The sequence below is a fragment of the Zavarzinella formosa DSM 19928 genome, assembly GCF_000255705.1.
GTDB classification, from domain to species: domain Bacteria; phylum Planctomycetota; class Planctomycetia; order Gemmatales; family Gemmataceae; genus Zavarzinella; species Zavarzinella formosa.
Genome location: NZ_JH636441.1, coordinates 508,535 through 535,341 on the forward strand (window position 1 = coordinate 508,535; position 26,807 = coordinate 535,341).

Here is a 26,807-nt window from a genome sequence, read left to right on the forward strand (position 1 = left end):
TGCCTTCAAGTCCACTCCACGCCCGGTTCGCCCTCGCGGATCTCGCCGATGCGGTGAGTCGGGTAGCCTTCGGCCGTCAATCGCTCGGCAATGCTGTCGGCGTAATACGGGGCGACGATCAACGTGAAGCCGATGCCGCCGTTGAAGACGCGGTCCATCTCGGCCTCGGCCACGTTTCCGGCTTTTTGGAGCCAGGTGAAAATCGGCGGCACCGGCCAGCTTCCCCGCTTAATGAACGCCCGGCGGTTCTCCGGCAACACGCGCGGGAGGTTGTCCGTGATGCCGCCGCCGGTGATGTGGGCCAGCGCACGGACGACTTTCTTCTTCACCGGGTAATGCTTGAGCAGGTCTTGAATTGGCTTGACGTAAATTCGAGTCGGAGTCAGCAGTTCTTCGCCAATCGATTTGCCAAGTTCCGGCACGACATCCGTGACTTTCAACCCGGCGTGTTCGAGGGCGATTTTCCGGGCCAGACTGTAACCGTTTGAATGCAGGCCGGTGGAACTCATCCCCAGCACCACATCGCCGGGTTGAACGCTTTTGCCGTTGATGACATCATCTCGTTCGACAATGCCGACCACAAAGCCAGCCATGTCAAAGTCGCCGGGGGCGTAAAAGTCCGGCAGAATGGCCGTTTCCCCGCCGGTGAGGGCGCAACCGGCCTGTTCGCAGCCGGTGACCATCCCGCGAACCAATTGCTCGGCCAAAGGCGGGTCGTCCGTCGGCATCGCCAGGTAATCGAGGAACACCAGCGGTTGGGCGCCGGAACAAAGGCAATCGTTCACAGACATGGCGACGAGGTCGATGCCCACCGTGTCGAACTTGTTCATCAGGGCGGCGATTTTCAGCTTGGTGCCGACGCCGTCCGTGCAGGTGACCAAGACGGGGTTTCGATATCCCCCGGAGAACAGCCAGCGGTTGATGTCGAGCGAGAAGAGGCTGGCGAAACCGCCGAAGCCGTCCATCACGCCGGGGCCGTGCGTCCGTTTCACCAATTTGCCGATGCGGCCGATGGTGTCCTCGTAGGTGTCCAGATCGAGACCGGCCGACTTGTAATCAAGGGAGGGAGTGGACATTTTTTCGAGGAGTTTTCAGTTTCCGGTTTTCAGTTTTCAACAAGCCCGCCATAAGCTTTTGTACGGAATGGAAATTCCGATGGATTTACTGAAAACTGAAAACGAGAAATTGATTTCAAACCAACATCAACCCGATACGGCCCTCTTCGCGGTCGGCGGCGGGTTTGTTCAGAGCGTCGCAGATTCGACGGGCGCCGCTGGATTCGGCTTTGTGGCGGTAGTCGGCGGCGACCCGGCTTTCCCAGACATCGCGGAAGGAAAGCTTTTTCAGGTTGCCAAAACCCATGCCGGGAATGGTGACGCAGCCCAGCACATCCCCTTGAGGGGAGATGTAGCAGGTGTCGAACCCGGCGCCGCAGTTGGCCCGTTCGGAATCGCGGAGTTTCGGGTCGTGCGATTCCTCGACCGTCACCGGGAAATCATCCAAGGATAATTGCACGTCCATGCCGCACGATTCGCCGAGAGCTTTTAACCGGGAAGCCACCACAAGGGTTGGGAGTTCTCGCAAATGATGGCGACCATCGCCAATCGCGGCCCGGCCGGCTTCTTTCACGACGGCCACCTTGAGGCGGTTGATGCCGATCTTTTTCAAGTCTTCGCAGAGTTTCGGAATTTCGCGTTCGCCATCTTTCACCAACGTGAAGCGGGCGGTCGTCTGGATGCCGCTGGCGGCCAGCCGGGCGGCACCGGCCATCGCTTTGGCATAAACACCTTTGCCGCGAATTTGATCGTGCAAATTCGGCCCGCCGTCGAAGCTCACCCGCACTTCCAAGGGCCGAACGGCCGTCAGATCGGCGACCACTTTGTCCGTCAGCCGGGTGCCGTTGGTCGTCAGGATGAGATTCATCCCGGACATCGTCACGCAAGAAAGAATGTTCCGCCAGTCTGGGTGGACAAGCGGTTCCCCGCCGGAGATTTGCACTTCGAGGACGCCCATCGCCTCGAATTCTTGAATCAGTTCCAGCACCCGGCTTGTGGACAACTCAATCGCAGTGTCCGCATGAGGGGAAGAATTCGTGATGCAGTGGGAGCATTCCAGATTGCACAGGTTGGTGTAATCGAAGTAGGCCCGCAGGGGGGCTTTGTCCCAGAATGCGAGCGACGAGTAAACGCTTGTTGCCTCGGCGGGGAGCGATCCCTTCACGATTCTCCCGGTGGGCCGGTGGTAATAAACGTCCGAACAACCGGACGGGCGCCGAACCCAAGTGGCGGCAAGTCGGTTCATGGCGGCCCGAGTCATTCGTTACCTTCCTTGAATCAGGCGACCGAGGCGGGTGAAAGAAAGCGGGCGCCGATGGCTTCCAGAATTTTGCCGGTGCGCTTCACAAGCTCACGCTGTTCCTGCACGGCGGCGGTGGGACCGGACGCCAGCGGGGTGTCGAGTTTGGTGTACAGCGATCGCATGTGCGGCACATAACCAGTGTCTTCGCGGAAGACCTGCCGGAAGATGCGAACCGCCCGTTGGCCGTGTTGCTGGAAAGCCCACTCGGCCGATTCCACCAGATCGATCTCAAGTTTTTCCTGGTTGATCGAGTCTCGAAGGCGAACAGCCAGCACTTCCAGCAGTTTGCTCGATTCGGATGGCCCGACCACAATGGGTTCTTGTTTCACCAAGTCGCGGATGAAGGGCACCATTTTCGTGTCCCCGTCCGGCTTCACCGCCACCATCGTGACTCGCTCACGTTCCGGTGAAACACCGACGATGGGCGTCACGGCGGTTGATGCGTTGGGTCGGACGACTGGCGCCGTTCCGACGAAAATGCCCTCTTCCGTCGATGGCTTGGCTGTTGTCGGCACAGTCGCTGTTGGAGTGGCCGGCGCGGATGCTTTGCTTGGAGGCGAAGTCTTCACAACATTGGCTGTCACGGGAGGCGCCACCACCGGAACAACAACGCGGGGTTGTTCCACGGTGATCGTCGTTGGCTTGGGTGCCTCGACGATCTTTGGGGCTTCGACTCGTTGCGTGGTCGCGGGGACTTTTTGCGGGGCGGCGACGGCCGACGACATCGCTTGCGAAGACATGCCGAGGAAATAACCGATCAACCCGAAGCCAATGAGAAACAGGCTGATCTTGAAGGGCCAGAATGTCCAGATCGGGAAGCGCCAGGTCAGGCGGGCCTTCATGCGGGAGTCCTCGGCCATCACCTTCACCGCCTCGGCCGACGGATTGGTGTCCAGTTCCGCAATGACATAATTCGGCTCGGAGGGCAAGTCGAATGATTGTCGGAATGTTGCGGGGAACACGCGGGCGAGTTGTCCCTCGCCGACATCCAACGTGACATCCTTGGCGGTCTTCAACGCTTCGAGTTGCGTGGCCGGGATGCGGACACGGGTACGGAAACCATCCTCCGGCCCGAGAACGACGATGGGGGCATTGGCCGGGGCCGCCGCCCCGGAGGGGTGGGCGTAGAACACGCGGCCGGAAAACGGGGCACGGCGTTCGAGACGTTCCTGCAAACCGTTCATCATCGCCCGCGTCTCGCCGACTCGCAGGCTCATTTGCTCGATTTCGCTGGCCCGCAATTTCGTGGCCCGTTCGGTGTCGGCCACCAGTTTGCCGTGGAATTCTCCACTTTCGGTCGCGGCCTTGACCAGTTCAATGCGGATGCGGGCATGCTCGGCCTGAAGAATATCCGTTTGGGATTTTTCCAGTTTCTTCAGGGTGGCGAGCATTTCCTCTGTTTGTTTCTTTTGGCCCGTTAGTGTCGTCTGGCGGGACTGCTGCTTGGCCACTTCGGACACCAACGCGGACACTTCCTTGCGGCGTTCGTCCAACTCCGTGGCGGGGATGGCCCCGCGATTCTCCAACGCCTGTTCGCGGTCCAGTTGAACGCGGGTGATGCGGAGCCGGTCCTCGGCCTGACGCAATTCCTTGGTGTTCACCTCCAGTTCGCCGTCGGTCTTTGTCAGCGTTTCATGCTTGGTGTCGATCTGCTGACGGAGTTCCCGCACGGCCGTTTCCAAAGAGGACAGCACCACGTTCTGGGAATCTTGCAGCGTTCGCTTGGCCGACTCCGCGTTTTGGTGTCGCCGGATCAATTCCGAATCAAGCGGCAACGGCTGGAGCGGCAGGGCCTTTTGCTCGGCTTCCAATCGTTTGAGTTTGAGTCTGGCTTCGTCCAGTTCGGCCGACACTTTGGGGGAGGTGAATTTCACCAGCAAATCCCCCTTGTTGATCGGCCCTTCTTTGGCGACCTCCAAGGCGTGCATGTCTTCGGAGGCACGGGGGATGAAGAAGCTTTCCGTGGTCACCACCGCTTCGGACGACACGGCTTCCCGCACGGCGGCCGAGACGGCCAGCAGCAATATGCCGAGAACGCCGGACGTGACGAACCATCCCCGATAACGCTGGAGAAAACCGGCGTCGGCCGCCCCGGTGGAACGATTGCGGCGTCTCCAGACAAGCGTGCTATACGACAGGCAGAAAACGACGAAGCCAATGAGGCAGCTAAAGGCAATGAGACGAATAATCGGGGTGTCGGCCCACATGGTCACGCTCGCAGGTTGGCTGAAGAAACACAGGCAGAAGGCCGTTTGACGGAACAGCCGCTGAGATCGTGTTCATCGACCGATGGAGGAACGCAGTCGCCGGAATCGCAGGGGCGCGGAGGGGGGAGGCAGTTGGTTGCGAGTCCGGGGGTCAGGTTTCATCAATCAAATTGATTGTTCTAAATCAACCGATTGTGTTGAACATGCTAACAGGGGCAAATTGGCCGGTCAATTTGACTTTGCGGAATTTTTCGATGATTCCGAAGAAGTCAAGCAACTAATTTGAGGATTTTAACGATTTTAACGTGTGAGCCGCATGAATTGGAAGGGCCGGGCATAAACGCACGTTGGATGGCTGTGAAAACCAAAACCTTTTTAGCCACGGATGGAACACGGATGAAACACGGATTCGGACAAAAACCAAATCAGATCAAAACTTGATAAAAGGCCGGATAAGCATTTACAGGATCAGTGTCTGTTCTTCTGATCATGCTTTCATCATGTTTTTGTCTTGTCCGAATCCGTGTTTCATCCGTGTTCGATCCGTGGCTAAAAAATGTCTTTCTTCCCCATCACCATCGCAACGGTTTTTGCCACGCTTCTTTCAACGAATCGAGTTTCGCCCACACCAGCCATTCGCCGTCGGCTCCGGCAATCCGCAGGCGGGGTTCCTTCACCGTTGTTCCCACCTTGGCCAAGGGGAGGCCATCAAACATTTTTTTCAACGCGGCCCCGTTGGCGGGTTTTACTTCAATCACAAAGCGTGTTGCGGATTCGCTGAACAGGCGTGCAGTATCGTCGATGCCGGGGGCGGCGGTCGTCAACTCGGTGATGTCGGCCCCGATTTTGCCGGCGAAAGCCATTTCGGCGATGGAGACGGCGAAGCCCCCTTCGCTTAGGTCATGGCAGGACCGGATCAAGCCTCCGGTGATGGCCGAGTGCATTGCCTTGAAGATCTTTGGAGCGGTGGAGACATCGACCGTGGGAACCTGGCCGCCGGTTTGGCCGGTGATCAGGTGGTAGTGGGAGCCGCCGAGTTCGTCCTTGGTGGTTCCCACCAGATAAAGTTCGTTGCCCGTTTCTTTCAAATCCATCGTCACGCACTGGCGAACGTCGTCCACATGGGCCATCGCGGTCACCAGCAGCGTGCCGGGGATGGAGATTTTGCGGTTGGCACTGGTGTATTGGTTGTTCAGCGAATCCTTGCCGCTGACGAACGGGGTGCCAAAAGCGAGGGCCACGTCCCGGCAGGCTTCCGATGTGCGGACGAGCGAACCGAGGATGGCCGGGTCGTTCACGTTGCCCCAGCAGAAGTTGTCGAGGATGGCCGTGCGGGCCGGATTGCCGCCGACGGCGACGACGTTTCGCACCGCCTCGTCAATCGCGGTGGCCGCCATGTGATAGGTGTCGAGATCGCCGTAACGCGGATTTAGCCCGCAGGCGACGGCCAGACCTTTCATCGAACCCAAAACGGGCATGACAACGGAGGCATCAGAAGGCCCGTCGTTCATCACGCCGGTCAACGGCTTGATGACGCTGCCCCCTTGCACTTCGTGGTCATACTGCCGGATTACCCATTCCTTGGAACAGACGGAGTAACTGCCGAGAATTTTGAGCAGGGCATCGGCCGGTGGCATCGCCGTCCCGCCGGTGGCCGGGGTGGCCGATTTCACTTCGTATTCGGCGACCTTGGCCGTCGTCGGCCGGCCGTCGTGCAGGAAGTGCATCGCCACGTCGCCGACCGGTTCGCCTTGATAGGAGAGCTTCAATCGGCCGGTGTTCTCGAAGGTTCCGATGATCGCCGCCTCGACCCCTTCGCCCGCGCATAGAGCTTGCAATTCGGGCCAATTCTTCGGCGGGACCGCCAGAACCATCCGCTCTTGTGATTCGGAAATCCAGATTTCGGTGTAGCTCAGGCCCGCGTATTTCAGCGGACATTTTTCGAGTTGCACGCTGGCCCCGAGGTCGGCCCCCATTTCGCCGACAGCCGAGGAAAAACCGCCCGCCCCGCAATCGGTGATGGCCGAGTAGAGGCCCAAATCACGGGCTTGCAGGATAACATCCAGCACTTTCTTTTCGGCGATGGCGTTGCCAATCTGCACGGCCCCGCCGCTGACGGTTTCCGATTCGTCGGTCAGTTCCAAAGAGGAGAAGGTAGCGCCGTGGATGCCGTCCCGCCCGGTGCGACCGCCGACGGCGACGATGTAATCGCCCGGTTTGGAAGCCTTTTCAACTTTGTCCACTGGGATGATGCCGAGGGTGCCGCAGAACACCAGCGGGTTGGCCAGATACCGTTCGTCAAAGACGATGGCTCCGTTGACTGTGGGGATGCCCATGCGGTTGCCGTAATCGCGCACGCCGGAGACGACGCCGATCATCGTTCGGCGGGGATGGATGACGCCCGTGGGAAGGTCATCCGGCGGGAAGTCCGGGTTGGCGAAGCAAAACACGTCTGTGTTGCAGATCGGTTTCGCCCCAAGCCCGGTGCCGAGCGGGTCGCGGATCACGCCGCCGAGGCCGGTGTTGGCGCCGCCGTAGGGTTCGATGGCCGATGGGTGGTTGTGCGTTTCCACCTTAATACAAGCGTGGAAATTTTCGTCAAAGGTCACGACCCCGGCGTTGTCCGCAAAGACGCTGACACACCAGTCGTCGGCCCCAAAGCGTTTCCGCAGTTCTTGCGTGGCCCCGAAGATGGTTTCCTTCAACAGATTGCCGTAGCGGATCGTTTTGCGCTGGCCGCCGTTGATCTCGGTGTAATCGATGGTTCCCTTGAGCGTTTTGTGGGAACAGTGTTCGCTCCAGGTTTGGGCGACGGTTTCCAGTTCCACGTCCGTGGGGTCGCGGTCTTGTTCTTTGAAGTGGGCTTGAACCGTCTTCATCTCGTCAAGGTTGAGGGCTAGTTGCCCTTCCTTGCTGAGTTTCACCAACTCATCATCCCCCAGATTTCGCAGGGGAACGATGGTCTTCTTGAAGGCATATGGCTTGCCCAAGGCGAGGTGTTCCGGCTTCAGCGGGCCGAGGATCACTTGCTCGATGGCGTCGTTGGCCAGCACTTTGCGGAAGAGCAAATTCTGATCTGCCGAGGGGATGTTCTCCGGCCCGAAGTAACGGCGAAAGGTCCGCACGGCCTTGAGCGGCACTCCCAAATCGGCAGCGGCCCCGAGAACGCTTTCCGCGACCGGGTCCATCACGCCGGGCTTGAGCAACACGGTGAAACTGTAGGTGCCGCTGGTGTGGCCGACCTCGAACACAGACGCTTCCTCGACGACCAAGTCCGCGAGGAGATCCTTCATCAGTTGTTCGGCGGCCGCCCGGTCGATTTCCCCTTCCAAGAGGAAACCCCGCGAACTGGACGAAACCCAGTCCGCCCCGCGTTGGGAGTGCGTCAGCAGGTCGAACTCGTCGCACACCCGTTCCCGTTCGCCATCCAAGCCCAGCGGACGGATTTCAACTTCCCAGAGCATCTCGCACCCTTTTCGCTTCGGTCAACAGTCGGCCTAGTTCAGCAGTGTTTTGGTTCAGCACGGCCTCGCGCAATGTCTCCAGTTGCCCGGCAAAGACATCCAAGGCGTGCGAGATGGCTAGTGTGTTTTCGCTGGCGATGGCCGTCCACAAATGCGGGTCTCCGGCGGCAATGCGGGTGGTGTCCCGAAAGCCGGTGGCCGCAAACGGCCGCCATGCTTCGGGAAGCTGCCGCGCCAGCAACGCGGCAATGTAGTGCGGCAGATGGCTGGTGGTGGCCAGCGCCAGATCGTGTTCTTCCGGCGACAGGGTTCGCACTTGGGAGCCGATGGTTTGCCAAAACAGCGTCGCCCGTTCTTTGGCGGCTGGCTTGGTGTTCGCCGTTGGCGTCAGCACGCACATGCGACCGTCAAAGAGATCGACGCGAGCAAACTCGGCCCCCTGTTTCTCCGACCCGGCCAGCGGATGCGCCCCGACAAAATCGACGCCCGGCGGGAGTTTTGCTTCGACATCCCGGACAATGTTCCCCTTGGTGCTGCCGACATCCGTGAGCAACGCGCCAGGCTTCGCGGCCTTCGCGGCCTCCAACACATGGGCGGCAATCAGATCGACCGGGGAACAGACAACGATGATGTCGGCCGAGGAAACCCCCTCGGCGAGATTGGTCGTGAAGGAATCGAGGATGCCGAGTTCTTTGGCCCGGTTCAGATTCGCGGGCGTGCGGCCAATCCCGACGACATGCCGGGACAGCCCGCGAGCCTTCGCCGCCAGCCCCACGGACCCGCCAAGCAACCCCACGCCAACGATGGCAAGCGTGTCAAACAGCATGAGGGGAATTGTACAAACTGTCTCTTCAATTGGGCTTCGATCAATGTCTGCGACAAGGAGACAAGGTGACCGGGAGACAAGGTGAGAAACCAAGGACACGGGATGGGCCGGTTTTGTCACCTTGTCACCTTGTCTCCCGGTCACCTTGTCATCTTCAAAGTGGCCGATATTGTTTCCCCAACCGTGTCACCCGTTTTTCTCCCGGAGAGACTCTTCATGTCCATGTTCATTGGCGAAGCGCTCGTCATCGAAGGTTCCGATCTTGCGAACGTGTCCCACATCGACCTGTTGATCGGGTCGAAGGACGGCCCGGTCGGCGTGGCGTTTGCCAACGCCCTGGCCAACCAATCGGCCGGCCACACGAATCTGCTGGCGGTTGTCAGCCCGAACATCGTGTGCAAGCCCGCCACCGTGATGATCACCAAGGTGACCATCAAGGGCAGCAAGCAAGTCATCGACATGTTCGGCGCCGTTCAGGCCGCCGTCGCTCGTGGCGTCGTTGATTCGGTCGTCGAAGGGGTCATCCCCAAGCACCTCGCCGACGATCTCGTGATCGTTTGCGGCGTCTACATCGACCCGAAGTCCGACAGCCACGCCAAGATCTACAAGAACAACTACGAAGCCGTGAAGCTCTCCATCAAGCGAGCCATGACCGGCGAACCGAAAATCGAAGAGATCATCGCCAAGAAAGAAACCAAGCACCCGTTCGAGTGAGTGAGTTTGGGGAAACGGAATTGAAAGCCGACTTCCGGTTCCGTTTCCCGTCTGTCCTGCCGGTCATCTCTTCCCTTCCGCATTCCGGATTCTCCCATGTCTGACAAAAAGAAAATCCTCATCCAACTGGACACCGACAACCAAGCGTCCGTGTTCGACCGCGTCGTCGCCGTCGATGCCGGTACTGAATTTTTGTTCACCCACGCGGGTGTGACTCCCGTGCAGGTGCAGGCACTCGTTCACGGGGCGATCTTCACGCGAGGGCCGAAAGATTTGATGTCCACCGCCGTGTTCGTCGGCGGCAGCGATGTCTCGGCCGGGGAGGCGATTCTTGCCGAGGTTCGCAAGAGCCTGATTCCGCAATACGGCCTGAGCGTCTCCGTGATGCTCGACTCCAATGGATCAAACACCACCGCCGCCGCCGCCGTCCGGGCGGCCGCCAAGCATATGGATTTGTCGAAATCAAAAGCCCTTGTGTTGGGCGGAACCGGCCCGGTGGGGCAACGAGTCGCCCGCTTGCTGGCCCGGCAGGGAGCGCATGTGCGGATCGGCTCGCGCGGTCTGGATCGGGCGCAAGCCGTTTGCGCCACCATCAAGGCCCGACACGCCAATGCCCAAGTGGAAGCCATCGCCACCGGCAGTTCGACGGACGGCCCGAAGGCTCTCGAAGGCCGTGATCTGGTGATCGCCGCCGGCGCCGCCGGGGCGGTGCTGTTGCCCGCCAAACTACGTGCACAAGCGAAAGCTTTGCGAGTGGCGATTGATTTGAACGCCGTCCCCCCGGTCGGCATCGAAGGCGTGGAACTCGGCGACAAGGGCGTCACCAAAGACGGCGTGATCTGTTACGGAGCGTTGGGCGTCGGCGGCACGAAAATGCGAATTCACAAAGCCGCGATTGCCAAATTGTTCCAACGAAATGACCTCGTCTTGGACGCCGAGGAGATTTACGACTTGGGCGAGGGGTTGTGAAAATCAATCGACGCAACTGGCTTGAAGAAACCTCGTGAAGCCGCGACGCGGAGTCTTCGCAGCGGAGCGAGCAGGCCAAGGATCACTTCATGGCCATGTCCGAACAAAAGTGGCTGACCACATCTAATGCCCGAGCGATGATTCGGCATTTGAATGGGATGAAATCACTCGCACATAAACCTCTTTCACGGAAGTGGCGGCTTTATCAAATCGCCTGCGCATATGCATTCTGGGACGATCTTCCGCTGCCCTCCCAAATTGCAATTGAAATCGCAGAAGCATATGCTGATGGTAACGCAAACAATGATTTGTTGGAAAAGGCCAATTATGTTTCCGAAGGGATCAATTTAAGTTTTCACCGCGAAGAAATAAACAACGAAACTTCTCAGCACACATATCGATTGAAGTCCAGTTCTGTGGCCGATTACATTCGGAGGTGTGAAACGTGGAATTTACGTCGAACACTTGAATCTCCTCCTTACCAAATGGTGCTGGAAGAGTGTGAGATGTACGAGAAGGTCTGGCTGGCATTTGTGGCGACTTGGTGCACAAATTCTCTGAGTAATGACAAAGCACATCATCACTTTTCATTTGCCTCTGATCTCATGCGAGACATTTTTGGAAATCCTTTTTGTTCGATCCATTTCGACTCGCGATGGCGTACTTCTGATGTCTTCGGCTTGGCCGAGGGCATCTATGACGACCGGGCATTTGCCCGAATGCCCATTTTGGCCGATGCGTTGATGGATGCCGGTTGCGACGACGAGCGGATTCTCTCCCATTGCCGCCAAGACACGCCACATGTCCGTGGTTGTTGGTTGGTGGACATGATCCTCGGCAAAAGTTGATCGCCATTCTGAACTCGGAGTATCCTGATGCGGCAAGTTCCCGGCCGGTTGCTTTGGTTGGGAAATGCCGGGGATCTTTGGAACCCAAGCAATGTGATTGCCGCCGGGATCGAAGCCGTCGTCGAACTGGCCGACAATGAACCGGCGGTCACTCTTCCGCGTGATTTAATCCGTTGTCGCTTCCCGTTGTCAGACGGCGGGGAGAATCCGGCTTGGTTGTTGCGACTGGCGGTTGAATCGGTTGCCGTCTTTTTGCGGGCGGGTGTTCCTGTTTTGGTCTGCTGTTCCGCCGGGATGAGCCGGTCCGTTTGTGTCGCGGCCGGAGGGATGTCACTGGCGGAGGGGCGGCCGTTTGCCAAGTCATTGACGGAAGTTATTGGCACGGGGCCGGCCGACGTGTCGCCTCGTCTGTTGATGCAATTTCAACAGGCGCTGGGTGCGGCCGTTTAGGGGTTGATCGTATCAGCTTCCGCAAGCCGTCATCGCCTTGGGCCGGTTGGTTTGTGATTCAAACACGGTGAATTGCCCGGAAAATTCGCTTGACCGAAAGCGGTCGGCCACCTCGCCGGGGACCGACACCCGGTGGCCTCTCGGATAGATTCGGCCCTCGTCGTCCCGCAGTTCTCGAAACGGTCCCTTGTACATGACTTCGACAGATGTGCCGGACGATTTAACCGGTCGGAAACCTTCCAGTTGCAATTCCCGCATCCCGACCCCGCCCCGAACGAAACAAGGTTTGGAATCGAACTTCAACATCCGCACCCCGACCAATCCGGCTTCCGCCAACAGATTGGCCGGTTGGGATTCAAACGGGACCGCCCGAACCGCTCCGGCCGGACCCGGCAGGTCCGGCGAATCAACCGGCGTTTCCCCGGTCAGGACGTGGACAAACACCCGCCCGCCCGGCTTCAGCACCCGCACCGCCTCCGCGATGATCGCCTTTTGTTCGGCGGTCGAAAGCGGCAGGTTGAGCGTGCCGCGAAGCAATACTTCGTTGACCTCGCCATCGGACAGCGGGATGCGGGCGGGGACCGGTTCGTTCATCCGGTGTTCCCAAGACACCCGTTTGGGCGCCGGGGAAGTTCCGAGAACGACTTCTTGCGACTGCCCGCCGCCGCGATGTTCAAGGTCGCCCTCGAACGTGTACACTTCCCACAGATTTCCGTCGGGATCGTTGGCCCAAAACTTGGTTTGCTTGGCGTAACAGCATTCGACGCCGTCTTCCCGTTTCGTCCGTAATCCGGCCCGTTCCAGACGCTCTTGCATGGCCACCAGCGCCTTCGCGTCTGGCAGTCGGAATCCGAGATGATTCAGGGCACCTCCGCTGGCAATCTCGCGGGCCGGTTCCAGCGAAAGCACCAGCGGCGGCTCATCCGGCTCGAATTTGGCGTAGTCGGCCCGGACCTTGGCCGGTTCGATTCCGAACAGCGTCCGAAAATATTTGACTGATTTGTCCAAGTCGGCGACATTTAGTGACAGATGAAAGCGGACCGGGTCGCTCATGTTGTCCTCGAAGCGAAAGGCATTGGTTACTCGAAGTAGGTCTCGGTCTTGCCGTACTCGGCATATTTTATTTTGAGCCAGGCGTGAAACTCGCGGTAGTGTTTCTCCCGCTGGTCCCCGCCGTCGGAGTGGGCATTGTAGCTCAGATAGAGTTGCCGCCGCCATCGGTCCGAAATGTTGGGGTCGGAGCGGTGCGGGGTGAAGCCGCCGAACACCGCCACGTCGCCGGGTTCAAGGATCAACGGCTCGGCCAACGACTCGTCCACCGTGTCGGCCGGCAATTCGTGATATTGTCCGTCTTGCGGGGTGAGCGATCCGGCGGTGTGATAGCCGGGGTAGACCACCGTGCAACCGTTGTCCCGGTCGGCCGGGTCGAATGGAATCAGCACGGTGAGGAAACTTTTGGGGAAGCCCTCCCACGAAATCCAATCCTGATGAAGCCCGTAACCTTTGACGCCCGGCGGCTTGTAGATCAGTTTGTCCTTGAAAAGGTGGGCTGGTTCGCCGTAAACGGTCGCCAGCAGGCTGAGCAACCGGGGATGGTGGGCCAGTTGATCGCACACGGGGCCAAGGTCGATCACCGGGTCGAACGTCTCAAACGTGCATTCGCCGGTGAACACGTTGTCCTGCCATCGGCAACGGATGTTCTTCACGTTTTTCAGACGGGCGTGGTCGCTCATCAATTGATCGGCCTCGGCCAACGCTTTCCGCATGAGGGCGGGATCAAAGAGGGATCGCACAACAAAGAAACCGTCCCGCTCGAAGGCGGCACGGTAATCCGTGGTCGTTTTTGGGCTGGTCGCAGTCATCGAGACCAATCCTTTCCATGATGGCAAAGGTTGTGATTTCATTCTGGCGGAGGGCAATTCGGCGAGGCCAGGTTCATGCTGACATCTGCCCGCTAATCAAGAAATTAGCAAGCAGGTTGTCTGATGCCACCTAATAAACATTTTTTGTTGAAATTGGCCGACGCAATGAAAACCGCAATCGATCAAATTGCGGAATCCTTGGACCGGATCACTTTCGTTCGGCGAGTTGCTCAAAATACAGTTTGATGTTGCGGGCGTAGTCCTCGCCGTAACGGGCGGACATTTGCTGGATAATCTTTGTTCGGATTTCGCCCGGCAGTTCGCCCCACGGTTTGCCGTTGTGTTTGGCGATGTCCGGTGCGAAGTTTCGCAGGTCCGGCGTGCCGCCGGGGCCGCCGGGAGCGCCGACGGGGATTGGGCCGTCGCCCCGTTGAGCCTCGCCGGGTTTGTTGGCGTCTCCGGGTTGGGGCTGGCCGAGTTGGTTGGCGGCCTGATCCAGCGAGCGGGCGGCGTCTTGCATCCGGGCGCTGGCTTCGCCCGGCTTGCCCTTGCCGAGTTGTTGCCCGGCTTGGTTCATCTGCTGGTCGGCTTTTTGCACGGCATCCCCGGCCTGTGGCGAGCCATCGGGTTTCATGTCGCCGGGCTTCGCACCTTCGCGGGCGCCCTTGGCGGCCTGTTCAAGAGATTTGGCCGCCTTGTCGCGGGAGTCTTTCGCCTGCCCGGCTTGATTCTTCTGATCGGCTTGTTGCGCGGCTTTCATCTGTTCGCCGGCCTTTTTGGCGTCCTGTCCGGCTTGCTTCGCCGATCCGTTCGGTTGCATTCCTTCGCGGGCCATCTGGTCGAGTTGCTCGCCGAGTTTCCCGGCTTGCTCGGCCAGATCCTTTTCACGGGCTTGTTGCTGGGCTTTGGCGGCTCCGGCATCCTTGGTCAGTTCGCCAAGTTTTTTGTTCACATCATCCTGACGTTGCGCCAGTTCTTTGGCTTTTTGGCCGCTCTCCGTGCCAGGATTGTCTTTCGCCAGTTTGTCCATCGACTCCTTGGCTTGTTCGCCGGATTTTTGGGCGTCGGGCAGTTCGCCGTTTTGCAATTTCTTCGCCCCCTGTTCGGCGGCCTTCGCGGCTTCGTTCGCTTGTTTGGTCGCCTCGGCTTGTTCTCCCTGCCGGTCGGCCGATTTGCGGGCGAGGTCTTGGGCTTCCTTGGCAATCCGTTCCTGCTCTTTGGCGAGTTCCCCGGCCGGGTTGTCTTTTCTGGCGTTTTGCTTGTTCAATTCGTCTTGGGCCTTCATGGCCTCGTCGCGGAGTTGGCGTTGTTCTTGGGCGAGACGTTTCGCGGCGTTGGCCTGTTCTTGGTTCGGAAGGTCGGCGTTTCGCTCGGATTGTTGCCGGGCTTCCTCCTGGCGGGCCTCACGGCTCAGGCGGTCAAGGGCCTCGGCGGCTTCCCTCTGCTTCTTAACGGCCCCCTCGAAGTTTTCGCGGTCAAGTTCCATTTTCGCGTCAGCCATCGACTGCTCGGCTTGCTGGCGATCCTTGGGGGCGTCGGTGCCGCCGAGTTGACCGAGTTGTTTGGTCAGTTCCTCTTGCTGGCGGTTCAAGTCGGCCTTGGCTTCTTTCTTGGCCTTCTCGGCCTCGTCGCCGGTTTTGCCCTTCAAGTTTTCCTCGGCCTTGTTGGTGGTATCGGCCAGTTCGCGTTGTTTCCTCGCCAGTTGATCGGCATTATCCGCGTTTTCGCCGGGTGTTTTCGGCGGCGTGTCGGTCTTGGGTTCCGGTTGGGGCTTGCCGTTGAGGGCTTGTTCGAGGCGTTCCAGTTCTTGCTTCGCGGCCTGTTGGGATTTGGCGATGTCTTCCGGCTTCCCGTGCGTCAGATCGCTGGCGGCTTTCTCCATCGCCTCGGCGGTCTTCTCCTGCCGACGTTCCTGGCCGGGGGTGTCGGTTTTCTTGAGTTTTTCGGTGAGCTCGGCTTCTTTCTTGGCCGCTTCCGCGAGTTTCTTCCGCAGTTCGTCCGGCTTGTCGGCGTTGTTCTTCGCCGCTTGTTCGGTTTCCTTGCGAAGCTTTTCCTGTTCTTCCTTCAGTTTGTTGATTTCTTCCTTGGCTTTCGCCAGGCGTTGCTCGTCCGTCGGGAGCTTGGCGGCGAGTTGTTCCAGCGATTTCTTGGCGTCCTGCATCCGGCGGTCAGCCATCTCGGCTGATTGTTGCTTCAACGCTTCCCCGGCTTTCTTCGCGTCAGAGGCGGCTCGCTGTTTGGCGACTTCCGCTCCGGTGTCCCCCTCGGGGGTCTTGAGTTTGGCCGTTGCCTTTTCGATGGCATCCTGTTGCTTTGTGATCGCTTCCTGCTCCGTTTTCGGAATCTGGGCGAAGGGAATCACTTGGGTTTCTTGAGCCAACTTCTGTCGAAGATTTTCCTGCAGTTGGGCGAGTTGCTTCGCGGCCTCCCGCGGGTTCCGGGTTTTGGCGGCGGCGTTCTCCAGTTCGCGGGCAAGGCGGTCGAGTTCTTGGGCCGCTTTCTCCTGCTGCTTGGCGGCTTCGTCGAGGTCACCCTTGTCGAGAGCCTTCTTGGCCGCATCGTCGGCCTTGAGCGGGGCGGCCTGGGCGGCCCGGCTGGCGTTGTCCGTCTGGTTGCCGAATTCTTGGGCCTTCTTTGTCAGTTCTTCCTGTTTCTTCTTCAAGTCTTCGAGTTTGCCGGCTGTCGCGTTGTTGTCCGTCTTTTCCATTGCCTTGTTGAGTTCTTGAATTTCCTTCGCCAGCCGTTCGGCCTCCCTCGCCAGTTTGTTTGCTTCATCGGCCTTGGCGGCCTCGATGGCCTTCTTGATCGCTTCCGATTGGTCTTGGAGTTGCTTCAGTTTTGATTGAACTTCCTCTTGTTTCTTCTTCAATTCGTCGGCTTGTTTCGCATCGGCGGCCTTGGCCTTGTCCGCGAGTTCCTGCTGTTCGGCGGCGAGATCTTTCAATTTCATCTTGTCGAGACGTTCCTTGGCAATCCGCTCGTTCTCCGCAAGCAGTTCATCCACTTTCTTGAGGGCGTTTTCCAAGGCCTCGTCGGCGGTGCTCAGGTTCTTGTTCCGCTCCGGCGATGCCGTGGCTTCCTTGGCGCTTGAGAGGGATTGCGTCCCGGTGCGGAGTTCGTTTTCCTCCAAATTTCGCATCGCTTCCGCGAGTTTGCGGAGTTCGGGCGTGACGCCGGTGTCCTCGGCGAGATCCCGCAATTTGTTGGCCGTCCTTTCGAGGTCGTCCCGCACATTGTTCAGTTTTTTGTTTTCGTCCGGCGACACATTTTTCTTGTTGGCAAGTTCTTTGCGAAGCGAATACGTTGTGCGGGATTCGGCCTTTAACTCGTCGCGGATCGCCGTCAGCTTGGCGTCAATCTCGGCCTTGCGCTGGGTGATGTCCTGTTCGGCCAGCGGGGCGGCATCTTCGCGGAGAAGAAATTCGGACCAATCTTTCGCCGGGTAACGAGTTGTCTGCGGTTCCAGCATCACTTCCGGCACCCGGCGGTTGTCCGTCGCCACGAGGCGAACTTCCAAGATGTCGCCGCTCTTGGCGATTTCGGAAATGTTCCACGAGATTTTGCCGTCGGCTTGGGTGGTGTTCAGCGTCGGCGAGTCGATGACTTTCGTTTGGACCGGCCCATCGTTGATGCGGTATTCCAACGCCAGTTTGCTCACGGCGATGTCATCCGTGGCGGTGCAGTCGATCTTGAGGAGTTCCGTCGGCCGGATGTTTCGGCGTCGCTCGTGCAGGCCGACGACGCGGGGGAACTTCGGGCTTTCGTCCGCAATCACCCGGAGCGGTTGGGCGGGGAGTTCGCTTTTCACGCCCCGTTCCCCCTCGGCGATCAGTTGAAACATTCCCGATTGCCGGGCGGGCCAGATGATGCTGGCGCGTCCTTGGTCGTTCGTGACGATGGTTTGTTTTTTCTTCGCGGTTTTGTCCCCCATTTCCGGGGAGAATTCCAAGGTCACGGCTTTCGGATGCGGGGAGAATTGCAAGTCGAACTGAATCGTCCCATGCTCCAGGGCGGTGAGTTCCCCAAGTCCCTCGATCACCGTCGGCGTGTCGTTGGCCGTTCGGGCATAAGCCGGGGGAGTGATGGTGAGGCGGGCCTTGGAAAGCGTGACGGGTTCCACCATCGTGACGTGGTGGGTCTCGCTCACGGCCAACCCGGACTCGATGCGATAATCGAAGTCTCCTTCCACCGAAGGGCGTTTCACCCGGTAAATGTTTGATTCATCGGCCGTCATCGGGATGCGGTCTTCCCGGCCGTTCGCGGTGATGACGAGGGTGGCCGAGTCGGGCAGCGTTGTCCCTCTTGAATCGTCCTTCGGCCCGTGTCCCGAAGGATCGATGACGAGGGTGGCCGAGCCGGGCAGTGCTGTCCCGGCTTTGGTTGCCTCCACATAGCCCGACAGGGTGACGGCATCGCCGCGTTTCACGGCCGGGTCTTTGGAGGTGACGATCACCCGGTAATCAACGGCGACGGTGGGAACATGCCACGGGGCAAAGAACCGGCCGGCGTATTCGCGGGCCGACGAGACCAGCGCCAGCGGCAGGGCGATGACGATAAACGCCAGCAGGGCGGTCCACAATCCGCGAACGGCGGCCGTTTTTGGGAACACCCGCTCGAAGTCCAGGCGTTCGGCCCGTGTCTGGGCGTCCCGGATCACTTCCCGGATGAGTTCCGGGGAGCCGTTGCTTTCGTCCGCGTGCCGGCTGAGTTCCACGGCGGTCGTGAGCCGTTCGCCCATCCGGGGATATTCGGTTTCAATCGCATGGGCGATGGTCTCGGCATCAATCGGCACCTTCATCGCCCAGCGCAGATTCATCACTTCACGGACGACCAACAAGCACCAGCACCCCAGCAGTCCCAATCGCATCGAACTTGAAAACCCAAGGTAGGCATCGGCGAGAATCAACACCAACGCCGTCGCCGGCAACAGGAACAACGCGCGGGCAACGGCCCGATAAACGGTGATGTGCCGAACCCGGCTGGCAAGTTCGTCGAGGCGGCCGGTGAGTTTCTTCGGCAATTTGACGGCAGACATGCGGACGCCCCGTGTAAGCGGATGGCCGTGACGATCATGCGGGAGATGGTTTGATTGTACCTGCCATCAAGCATGGCGGGCAAGCGGGAAGGCAACGGGATTATGGAATGTGTGTTTCAAGAATCCAACATTCCATGAAAAAACCCCGCCTTGTAAACAAGGCGGGGTTTTCAAAGTGGGCAGAGCCGGGATTGAACCGGCGACCCTGCGATTTTCAATCGCATGCTCTACCAGCTGAGCTATCTACCCTCACACCACTTCTTTTAGGATTCAGGAAGCGGAATGTCCGCCCAAGGTTCGCATCCGGGGAAATTTTTCTTGCGTTTCGCCAACAGTCTGGTTAGCATTTCAGTATCAATTCTGCCGGGTGCCACATAGGCAGCGATTATTCTGATCGCCACATGGAAGTGACAACGGGCTTGACCTCAAGGAGAGCGGAATGATGACAACGACGACGATTCATGAACCTGTTTCTGCGGGCGTATTGCTCCGGGAAAATCCCGTCGCGGACCTGCGCCGAATCGACATCGCCGAATCCGAACAGGAAATTGTTCTGAGCGGGATTGTCACCTCGTATTACCTCAAGCAGATGGCCCAAGAAACGATCCGGCCCGTGCTGGCCGGTCGCCGGTTGAAGAACCGACTGCTGGTGCTGCCCCCCAAGTAAGTGACTTCCCGGCCGGTCATTTAACCGGCCGGGCCGTTCGTCATTTGATGACGAGCGTCAACAATCCATCCGAAAATCCGCCGTCTCGATCAATCACCCGGCCGCGCACCTTGTATGTTCCCGGTCCTTGGAACACATGGGTGGCGGTGGCTGCCGTGCCTGTTTGGTCAAATACTCCATCGTTGTTCCAATCGAACGAATACCGGAACCCGGCGGCGGTGTCCCCCGGTGAAATATCTTTCACATTCGTGAACCGGAACGTGATCGGGGTTCCGACTGTTTGCACCCCCACGGATGTGAATGTGGCCGTCGGCGGGAGATTCAAAAAGTTGACGCGAACCGTGTAATCACGGTACCCGCCATCGCGGTCAAAGATCCGGCCCAGCACCAACACCGAACCGCTTTCGGCAAATGCGCCTTTTAAGGCGGCGGTCGCGGTCGTCACTGAACCTGCGAAAGAGGCGCCGTTGCCGATGTCAAACTTGCCATCCCCGTTCAAATCGAAACTGTACCGAAAACCGGCTTTGGTGTCGCCCACCGACGGATCGGCGGGACTCGTGAAACTGACCGAGGTTCCGATTCCTTCAAAAGCCGTTCCCAACAGCGGGGCGAACTTGGCCGTGGGGGCGACGTTGTTGATCGTCAATGTTGTGGAGGCCACCACGGGAATGTTGACCCCGTCGGACACTTGCACCCGGACATTCCAAGGAGTTCCGCGACTATCCCCGAGTCCGAGCGAGGCCATCTTGGCGGCAGTGACCACCGGGGCGGCGCCGGTGGCGTCACCGTAAATGCCGTCTCCGTTCAAGTCCCAAGAATAGGTGAGCGCATTGGCATCCGGGTCCACGGCCGTCGCCTTTGGGCTGAACGCGGCCCCTTCGTTGATCGTGTACGGCCCCCCGGCGCTGACGTTGATGGGAGTGTTATTCGGCGGCTTGGCGGCGGCGGTCGCCGGGGTGTAGATTTTCGCCACGAAACCGGCCGACGTGGCGGTCGTTTGCGTGCTGGTCCCGGCCGAGGGATCAAAGTCCACGGTTCCCGCAAATGTTCCCGCGGCGTAAACGTTCCCGGCCCCGTCGGCCCAGATACCGGTGGCGTTTGTCGTGCCGTTGCCGTTCCCGAGTGTGCGGGCCGTGCGCAATGCCCCGGTTGTGGATAGTTTCAAGATAAAAGTGTTGGTCCCCGATCCTGCGAACAGGTTGGCGACAGTGGTTCCGGGATCAAAATCCCCGGCGCCGGTGAATTGGCCGATGGTGTAGGTGTTCCCCGCCTTGTCCATCCCCAAGTCGGTCACTTTATCGTCGGCCGCGGTTCCAAACCGATCGCCAAAGAGAAGGTTGCCGGCCGAACTCAATTTCCAGACGAAACCGTCGGTGCCGCCAATGCTGGTCAGCTTGGAAACGGCCGTTCCGGGATCAAAGTCCACGGCCCCGCCGAAGTTTCCGGCCGCGTAGACGTTCCCTTGGGAATCGAGTTGCACACCGACGATGTTGTTGACCGCGCTCACCGACCCGGTGACCACGGCGGCCGATTTTGCCCAGAGGAAGTTCCCGGCCGAATTGAGTTTGACCACGGCCGGGGTCCAGAAACTGCCGCCGTTGATGTTGAATTTGGTCGTGGCGCTCGGGTCAAAGTCCGCCAAGCCGTTGAATTGCCCGCCGGCGATGACGTTCCCGGCCCCGTCGATGGCGACGGAGGTGAGGCTAATTCCCCCGGCCGATTGAATGTCTCTGGCCCACGCATAAAGGCCGGTGTTGTAGGTTTTCCAAATGAAACCCGCCCCGGCGACGTTCGTCGTCGTGAGGTTGTTGGTCACGGTCGCCGAGGGGTTGAAATCGGCGGTTCCGAAGAACTGCCCCGTGACCACCGCGTTGCCCAACGGATCGACGGTCACGCTGCTGGCCGTGCTCTTACCGCCAACCATGTTCGCATATACCAACCCGCCGTTGTATCCGAGTTTCCACAAATACGCGGAACCACCCGAAGAGGCGGTCAGGTTGCCGGCCGTCGCGGCGGCCGGGTTGAAATCCACGGTCCCGTTGAATGATCCGGTGATATAGCTGTTTCCGGCTCCGTCAAAGGTGATGTCCGAAACAGTGTCGTTGCCCGTGCCGCCCAGCGTGTCGGCCCAGAGCAACTGCCCCGAGTAACCGTACTTGGCGACGAAGACATCCGTGCCGCCTTTGCTGGTCACGTTAAAAGCGGCCGTCGAACTCGGGTTCAGGTCCACCGTGCCGGTGAATGTCCCGGTGACGTAGCTGTTCCCGGCCGGGTCGGCCGCGATGCGAACAAAAGAATCGGCGGGCAAACCAGTCAGTTGCAAGGCGTAAACCAAGTCACCCGTCATTACCTCGCGGTTTTCCAAGGCAGTGACCGTCAACGATGTTGAGCGGCGCATACGTTCCCCCTTCATTTGGAAAGGTACTGTTGCGAGCCTTCATGAAGCGAATGGCATTTTCCCCCGCCACCCGAAACAATCCGGCCATCATGAGCGGGTGGGGGGATACCCGCGACGGCCCGGAATAGCAAGCAAATTCCAAGGAAGTGAGAATGGGCAAAAGGGGGGATTACCGCGCCCGACGAACCCGGTTGAGAAAGGGACGTTCAAAGACAAGATAGAAGAGATAAGCAGCCAGGATGACACCGGGCAGGCCCGCTCCGAACATCACGGCCATCCGTTGCTGGTCGCTCAGGTTCGCATCAATCAGGCCAAGGTTCAGCCAAGCCAGCAAAGGATCGTGGATTAGATAGAGACTGTAAGAAAACGAACCAAGCCAGCGGGCCGGTCCGCTCTCCAGTATCCGGACAATCCACGAATGGTTTTCCCCCGGCCGGCCGGATGACTGGGCACAATGGATAATCAGGCAGGCCGTCGCCGCCCCGAAGATAGAATCCAAGATCACCCGTCTCGGCACCCCCCGGCTTTCCAAAAGTCCAAACTTGCCCTCAATGGCGAAAAGCGCCGCCCCGATGACGAGGCAACCAAACATCAGGGGTATCCACCGTCGCCGTGGGGCGGTCGGCCACCGGGTGGTTTTCAATGCGGCCGCCATCCCGATGGCGAATAACCCCAAGTACCACGGACACGCCTCCAAAGCCGCCGGTTGCCGCATGACAAACCCGACCAGAAACAGGCCATAACCAACCAGAAAGGCGATCCCGACGGCGATTCCCATTCCGCACCGTCGCCACAACCACAACAAGGCCGGGAAGGCGAAATAGATTTGCCATTCGGTGGCGACGCTCCAGAGGGGAGAGTCGATCTTGAATATCCACTCTTTCCGCAGATTTTGCACAAGAAAGACATGCGAGGTAATCACGTCCGGCGTCAGGGCGGGAAGGGATGTATCCCAGTGGGTTCCCGTCGATTCCTGCCAGCGAGGCACGAGGGAGATGGCCGCCAAGACCAAGGCCAGAACCGCAAAGTACGGCGGCAAAATGCGTTTGGCCCGCCGATAGATGTACGCCACGAAGCCCCCGCGAGGCCGCCCGTCCGGGGCGGCCGCCACGGGGATCATCAGGCAGTACCCGGATAGCACAATGAAAACCGCCACGGCATAATGCCCGAAGTTCAGGGGCCTGCGGAGTTCGACAAACCGCCCCAAACCGTCCACCCAATCGACATGTAAATGAATGTGATGGAGGACGACATAGAGGGCGGCGGCTCCCCGCATCCCTTCGAGAAAAGCGCCGTAACGAGCCTGCGGGGGTGTCGACCCCCCGGATTGCGTTTCGGTGTGGTCGGTGTGGGCGGGTAAGTTCATATCGCAGGGTTCAACCGGCATTAGTGACTTGAGAATAAATCGAGGGAGGATGCTGGCTGCGGAAATCCTCGAAACGATCCGCCGGAATAATATGCGGCCTGGCAAGAATGTCGTCGATGATCTCGGGAGAGAGGATGTCGTCGGCGCGCCAGCGTTCGCCGTCCCATTGGAAGACCCAAATTTCGCGGACCACCACCCATTCGTTTTCCTCGCCCCGAATGACCTTTTTAGTTTTTTTCAGCCGAACGTAATCACGAGATTTCACACTGACGAGGGCGGTCACCCTCGCCGGGCCGTCATTTTCCGGTGATTCGACATGCAGGACGGTGATTTTTCGCACATCGAGATCACCGTAAATTTGCCGTTCTCCGCGTTCTCGAAGCTCGTCAAGCCGTTTCTTGGTCGCCTTGAAAAAGGCTGGTGTCAGGTTCTTTCTCAAACCCATCAGTTTTTCCTCTTCAAACGATTTTCGCATGACGATGATCGTCGCCTCCACTCGTTTGGGCAGGCGCCGGACATCAAATTGCGGATCTTCTTTGTCGAGAAATTTCATCACGGCCAGGGCGGCTTCGGCTTTCTTGACGATCTTCCAATCGGGGATGGTGTCGCCGACGGCGCGAACCGGATCGGGTTTCTTCTCTCCGCGACGTTTTCGATCCTCGCGCATTTGTTCTTCAAGGGCGATGCTTCGGCCGCGATGGAAAACACTGGTGAGAGATTTGCCGCCGTTGGCCGTCACAATGGCCATCCATAGAAGCATGAGGGCGATAAAAACAAAAGGGCCGGCCAGCAAGGCATTGGGAACCCATTGATACCGGTCTTCCGGCCGGAAGAAATTCAACGCGCCAAGCCCCAGCATGACCAGCGGGAAAAGGAGCAACATCAGCCGGCCGGCGTAGTAGGCCACCTCGGCCAGAAACTCTTGGATGTAAAGAACGAGTGATGACCACATGAGGGCACCCGGCAATGGTGGTTCATGGCGACGAAAAAAGCAGGCCAGACTTTCGAGCCTGACGAACCTTCCGGCGGGCTTTGGCGATTGCCTTCCACCAGTCCAACCGTCAGGCTTTCCATCCAATCGCATTCAAGATGATGGCTCTTTCAAATATTTTGTCCCGCGATTTGTTCCTCAAAGTTATCTCGCGAGTGTCACGATTAAGCAGCATCAAGATTATTATTTGGACTGACCAAGAGGCGACTTAAAATCTCAGCGACAATTTGGAAAGCATGACCGGGAGAGCGGCAAGTCAGTTTGTAAGTTCGCTCACCGAACACCACAACAGCGAGTCTTTCCACCCAGCCACTTCGGTACCTCGGTCACGCCGGAAAACGAAGACGACCAAATTGCCCAACCTCTCGAACATGGTAATGTCGGTCGCCAAACCCCGCACTTCGGAAAGAGTTGGAAAGTATTTTCCAAACGGCCCGGGTTCATGTCCCTGAATGGCAAGTTCGTCTTTGATCGTCATCGTCGTTGTGTCAATCAAAAATATCCGCCCTTCACCCGCGCGGATCAACGCGTTCTCATGATCCAGGTAACACATGAACGAATCGAATGAATTGACTTCGTCCGGCGATGACAATGGCGGGTTCAATTCCTCCATGCTCGGAAACGACAAGCGGCCGATCGAAAGATCGGACGTTATCAACACCAAGAACTCGGAGCCGTCCGATGAAAACACGGGAGAGGTGCAATCGCCAAACGTTTTCTCTTGCGCCACGGTGAAATTCGACCCTTTTCGAGTCAGCCAATAAATAACCTGTCCGTCTTGTGCCGCCGCCATCCAAAGCGAAATCAACCCAGGTCTCCCCGTGGAATGAAACGACCAAAAACAACTGCCAAAGTCATCGGTAATTGTCTCTCGTTGGACCACGGACCAGCCTTTCGTTTCGACCAACAACACCTCGCAAGCATCATCGCCAAGGCTGGCCAAAAGCCAGAGAAAGTCTCCGTCAGGGTCGAAGTGGCAGTCGATAAAGCCTTCCAACATCCATTCGGGGGCATCCTCCGCAAGATCAGGCGATTCGATTTGAGCGACACTCGTTCCGTCAAATCTCTGAACGATCAACGAGCCGGTCGTGTCATCCGCGAAGGCGATCAGCGGTTCGAAGGGATGCAGGGCAATTCCCCTCAGTTCCGTTGTTGGGCGGGAGTGTCGAACAGAGTTCAAATCGAGATCAATCAACGAAACATGTCCGTTGTCGGCTGAGGCTAGGATGACGGAATTTCCCAATGATCCCCGCAGAAATTCCACCCGATGTTCCAAGTCGATTTGGCCGTTCGGTTTCAGGGGTTTCATGCTTCACCGGTTTGACATCCATGCTTCATCAGAACCGCATCATCCCCGCAAAAACGTGCTGGTCGGTTCGCCCTTGGCGATCACCACCAAACCGCTGTCGGTGACCATGAAGCCGCGACGGCGGTCCAGTTCCAGATCGTAGCCGATGCGGGTGCCTTCGGGGATGTCCACTTCTTTGTCGATGATCGCGTTGCGAATCCGGCTGTTACGGCCGACCCGCACCCCCTCGAAGATAATCGAGTCTTCCACCACGGCGTAACTGTTCACCCGCACGTTGGGGGAGAGGATGCTGTGGCGGACGTGTCCGCCGGAGATGATGGTGCCGGGGCATACCATACTGTCGATGGCTTCCCCGCGCCGGGCCAATCCCGGCTCGCCCGGCCCGTTAAAGACGAACTTGGGGGGCGGCCCCTGCGTCAGCAACGTGCGGATCGGCCAGCTTCGGTCGTATAGGTTGAGCGTGGGGACCACTTCGATCAGGTCCATGTTGGCCTGGTAGTAGGCTTCGAGGGTGCCGACATCCCGCCAGTAAGCCACCGCCGCCTGATTGCGGTCGCGGAAGGGGAAGGCCATCACCCGGTGGGAGGAAATCACGGACGGGATGATGTCCTTGCCGAAATCGTGGCTGGAGCCTTCGCGGTTCTGGTCGTCGATCAACAGGTCAAACAACCATTCCGTGTTGAACACATAAATGCCCATTGATCCGAGGCACTGGTCCGTCCGTCCGGGCATCGGCTTCGCAGTGGCGGGCTTTTCAAGGAACGACTGGATGCGGTAATTGGCGTCCACTTCCATCACGCCGAATTGATCGCTTTCGGAAATGGGAATGGGGATGCACCCCACGGTCATGTCCGCGTTGTTCTTCTTGTGGGCGGCGATCATCTCGCCGTAGTCCATCTTGTAGATGTGGTCCCCGGCGAGGATGATCGTCAGATCTTTCTTCTCGGTTTCCAGCGAATAAATGTTGTGGTAAATCGCGTCGGCCGTGCCGCGATACCACTGATCCGTCGCCCGCTGTTGCGGCGGCAGCACTTCCACATATTCGCCGAGTTCGGTGCTGAGAAACGACCACCCCTGCCGGATGTGCCGGTCCAGGCTGCGGGCCTTGTACTGCGTGAGCAGCACCACCCGGCGAAGGCCGCTGTTGAGGCAGTTGGATAGGGCGAAGTCGATGATTCGATACAACCCGCCGAAGGGGACGGCCGGCTTGGCGCGGTGGCGGGTCAATGGATCAAGGCGGGAGCCTCGCCCCCCGGCGAGGATGATGGTCAGAACGTCTTGCACTGCATTCCTCAACAGGCACGGTCAGAAAGTTGTTGAGAGGTCAGACAACCTTTGACCGG

At 58.8% G+C, this 26,807-nt stretch carries 18 protein-coding genes and 1 tRNA gene; 5 read left to right on the top strand and 14 right to left on the bottom strand.

The features are described from left to right. Positions 1-5 precede the first annotated feature (5 nt). From purM to BGIM_RS51145, 5 genes are all read right to left on the bottom strand, one after another. The gene (gene purM / locus BGIM_RS0118535; protein WP_020471229.1) at positions 6-1,076 is read right to left on the bottom strand and encodes a phosphoribosylformylglycinamidine cyclo-ligase; all 1,071 of its coding nucleotides are present in this window, start codon (positions 1,074-1,076) and stop codon (positions 6-8) included. A gap of 115 nt (positions 1,077-1,191) precedes the next feature. Then, positions 1,192-2,316 (bottom strand): radical SAM protein, encoded by a 1,125-nt coding sequence (locus tag BGIM_RS0118540; RefSeq protein WP_020471230.1) that lies wholly within the window; start codon positions 2,314-2,316, stop codon positions 1,192-1,194. A 17-nt stretch (positions 2,317-2,333) separates the two neighbouring features. Next, entirely contained in the window at positions 2,334-4,565 is a 2,232-nt protein-coding gene (locus tag BGIM_RS0118545) for an HlyD family secretion protein (protein WP_020471231.1), read from the bottom strand. A gap of 572 nt (positions 4,566-5,137) precedes the next feature. Then, entirely contained in the window at positions 5,138-8,029 is a 2,892-nt protein-coding gene (purL, locus tag BGIM_RS0118560) for a phosphoribosylformylglycinamidine synthase subunit PurL (RefSeq protein WP_020471233.1), read from the bottom strand. After that, positions 8,013-8,855 carry a prephenate dehydrogenase gene (locus BGIM_RS51145; protein WP_020471234.1) on the bottom strand — a complete coding sequence of 281 codons (843 nt, stop codon included), beginning with the start codon at positions 8,853-8,855 and terminating at the stop codon, positions 8,013-8,015. Before BGIM_RS51145 ends, purL begins: the two co-directional genes overlap by 17 nt. Before the next feature lie 216 nt (positions 8,856-9,071). Between BGIM_RS51145 and fae the strand changes: the two genes are divergently transcribed. From fae to BGIM_RS0118590, 4 genes are all read left to right on the top strand, one after another. Then, complete coding sequence (gene fae / locus BGIM_RS0118570; RefSeq protein WP_029630167.1) at positions 9,072-9,569, top strand: formaldehyde-activating enzyme; 498 nt, start codon at positions 9,072-9,074, stop codon at positions 9,567-9,569. Between the two features lie 96 nt (positions 9,570-9,665). Continuing rightward, a complete protein-coding gene (locus BGIM_RS0118580) occupies positions 9,666-10,538 on the top strand; it encodes a bifunctional NADP-dependent methylenetetrahydromethanopterin dehydrogenase/methylenetetrahydrofolate dehydrogenase (protein WP_020471237.1) in 873 nt (290 codons plus the stop codon). Between the two features lie 89 nt (positions 10,539-10,627). Then, positions 10,628-11,386 carry a hypothetical protein gene (locus tag BGIM_RS67170; RefSeq protein ID WP_020471238.1) on the top strand — a complete coding sequence of 253 codons (759 nt, stop codon included), beginning with the start codon at positions 10,628-10,630 and terminating at the stop codon, positions 11,384-11,386. Between the two features lie 27 nt (positions 11,387-11,413). Next, positions 11,414-11,836 carry a protein-tyrosine phosphatase family protein gene (locus BGIM_RS0118590; RefSeq protein WP_020471239.1) on the top strand — a complete coding sequence of 141 codons (423 nt, stop codon included), beginning with the start codon at positions 11,414-11,416 and terminating at the stop codon, positions 11,834-11,836. A 12-nt stretch (positions 11,837-11,848) separates the two neighbouring features. Here the strand turns inward: BGIM_RS0118590 and BGIM_RS57800 are convergent, their stop codons facing one another. From BGIM_RS57800 to BGIM_RS0118610, 4 genes are all read right to left on the bottom strand, one after another. Continuing rightward, on the bottom strand, positions 11,849-12,889 hold the full coding sequence (locus tag BGIM_RS57800) for an ArsI/CadI family heavy metal resistance metalloenzyme (RefSeq protein WP_020471240.1): 1,041 nt from the start codon (positions 12,887-12,889) through the stop codon (positions 11,849-11,851). 26 nt (positions 12,890-12,915) lie between these two features. Next, entirely contained in the window at positions 12,916-13,698 is a 783-nt protein-coding gene (locus tag BGIM_RS57805) for a phytanoyl-CoA dioxygenase family protein (RefSeq protein ID WP_020471241.1), read from the bottom strand. A gap of 208 nt (positions 13,699-13,906) precedes the next feature. After that, complete coding sequence (locus BGIM_RS0118605; protein ID WP_020471242.1) at positions 13,907-18,733, bottom strand: hypothetical protein; 4,827 nt, start codon at positions 18,731-18,733, stop codon at positions 13,907-13,909. A gap of 176 nt (positions 18,734-18,909) precedes the next feature. Next, positions 18,910-18,982: transfer RNA gene (locus BGIM_RS0118610), tRNA-Phe, on the bottom strand. Positions 18,983-19,172: 190 nt separating this feature from the next. Here BGIM_RS0118610 and BGIM_RS51160 point away from each other — a divergent pair. Beyond that, positions 19,173-19,400, top strand: coding sequence for a BON domain-containing protein (locus BGIM_RS51160; RefSeq protein WP_020471243.1), 228 nt, complete (start codon positions 19,173-19,175; stop codon positions 19,398-19,400). Between the two features lie 40 nt (positions 19,401-19,440). Here BGIM_RS51160 and BGIM_RS0118620 read toward each other — a convergent pair whose 3' ends face one another. The 5 genes from BGIM_RS0118620 to glgC form a co-directional block, all read right to left on the bottom strand. Continuing rightward, a complete protein-coding gene (locus tag BGIM_RS0118620) occupies positions 19,441-21,798 on the bottom strand; it encodes a beta strand repeat-containing protein (protein WP_020471244.1) in 2,358 nt (785 codons plus the stop codon). 169 nt (positions 21,799-21,967) lie between these two features. Further along, complete coding sequence (locus BGIM_RS51165) at positions 21,968-23,164, bottom strand: acyltransferase family protein (RefSeq protein WP_157369204.1); 1,197 nt, start codon at positions 23,162-23,164, stop codon at positions 21,968-21,970. 10 nt (positions 23,165-23,174) lie between these two features. After that, entirely contained in the window at positions 23,175-24,116 is a 942-nt protein-coding gene (locus BGIM_RS0118635; protein WP_020471247.1) for a TIM44-like domain-containing protein, read from the bottom strand. Between the two features lie 295 nt (positions 24,117-24,411). Continuing rightward, the gene (locus tag BGIM_RS0118640; protein WP_020471248.1) at positions 24,412-25,464 is read right to left on the bottom strand and encodes a hypothetical protein; all 1,053 of its coding nucleotides are present in this window, start codon (positions 25,462-25,464) and stop codon (positions 24,412-24,414) included. A 39-nt stretch (positions 25,465-25,503) separates the two neighbouring features. After that, positions 25,504-26,748 (bottom strand): glucose-1-phosphate adenylyltransferase, encoded by a 1,245-nt coding sequence (gene glgC / locus BGIM_RS0118645; RefSeq protein WP_020471249.1) that lies wholly within the window; start codon positions 26,746-26,748, stop codon positions 25,504-25,506. Between the last annotated feature and the right edge of the window lie 59 nt (positions 26,749-26,807).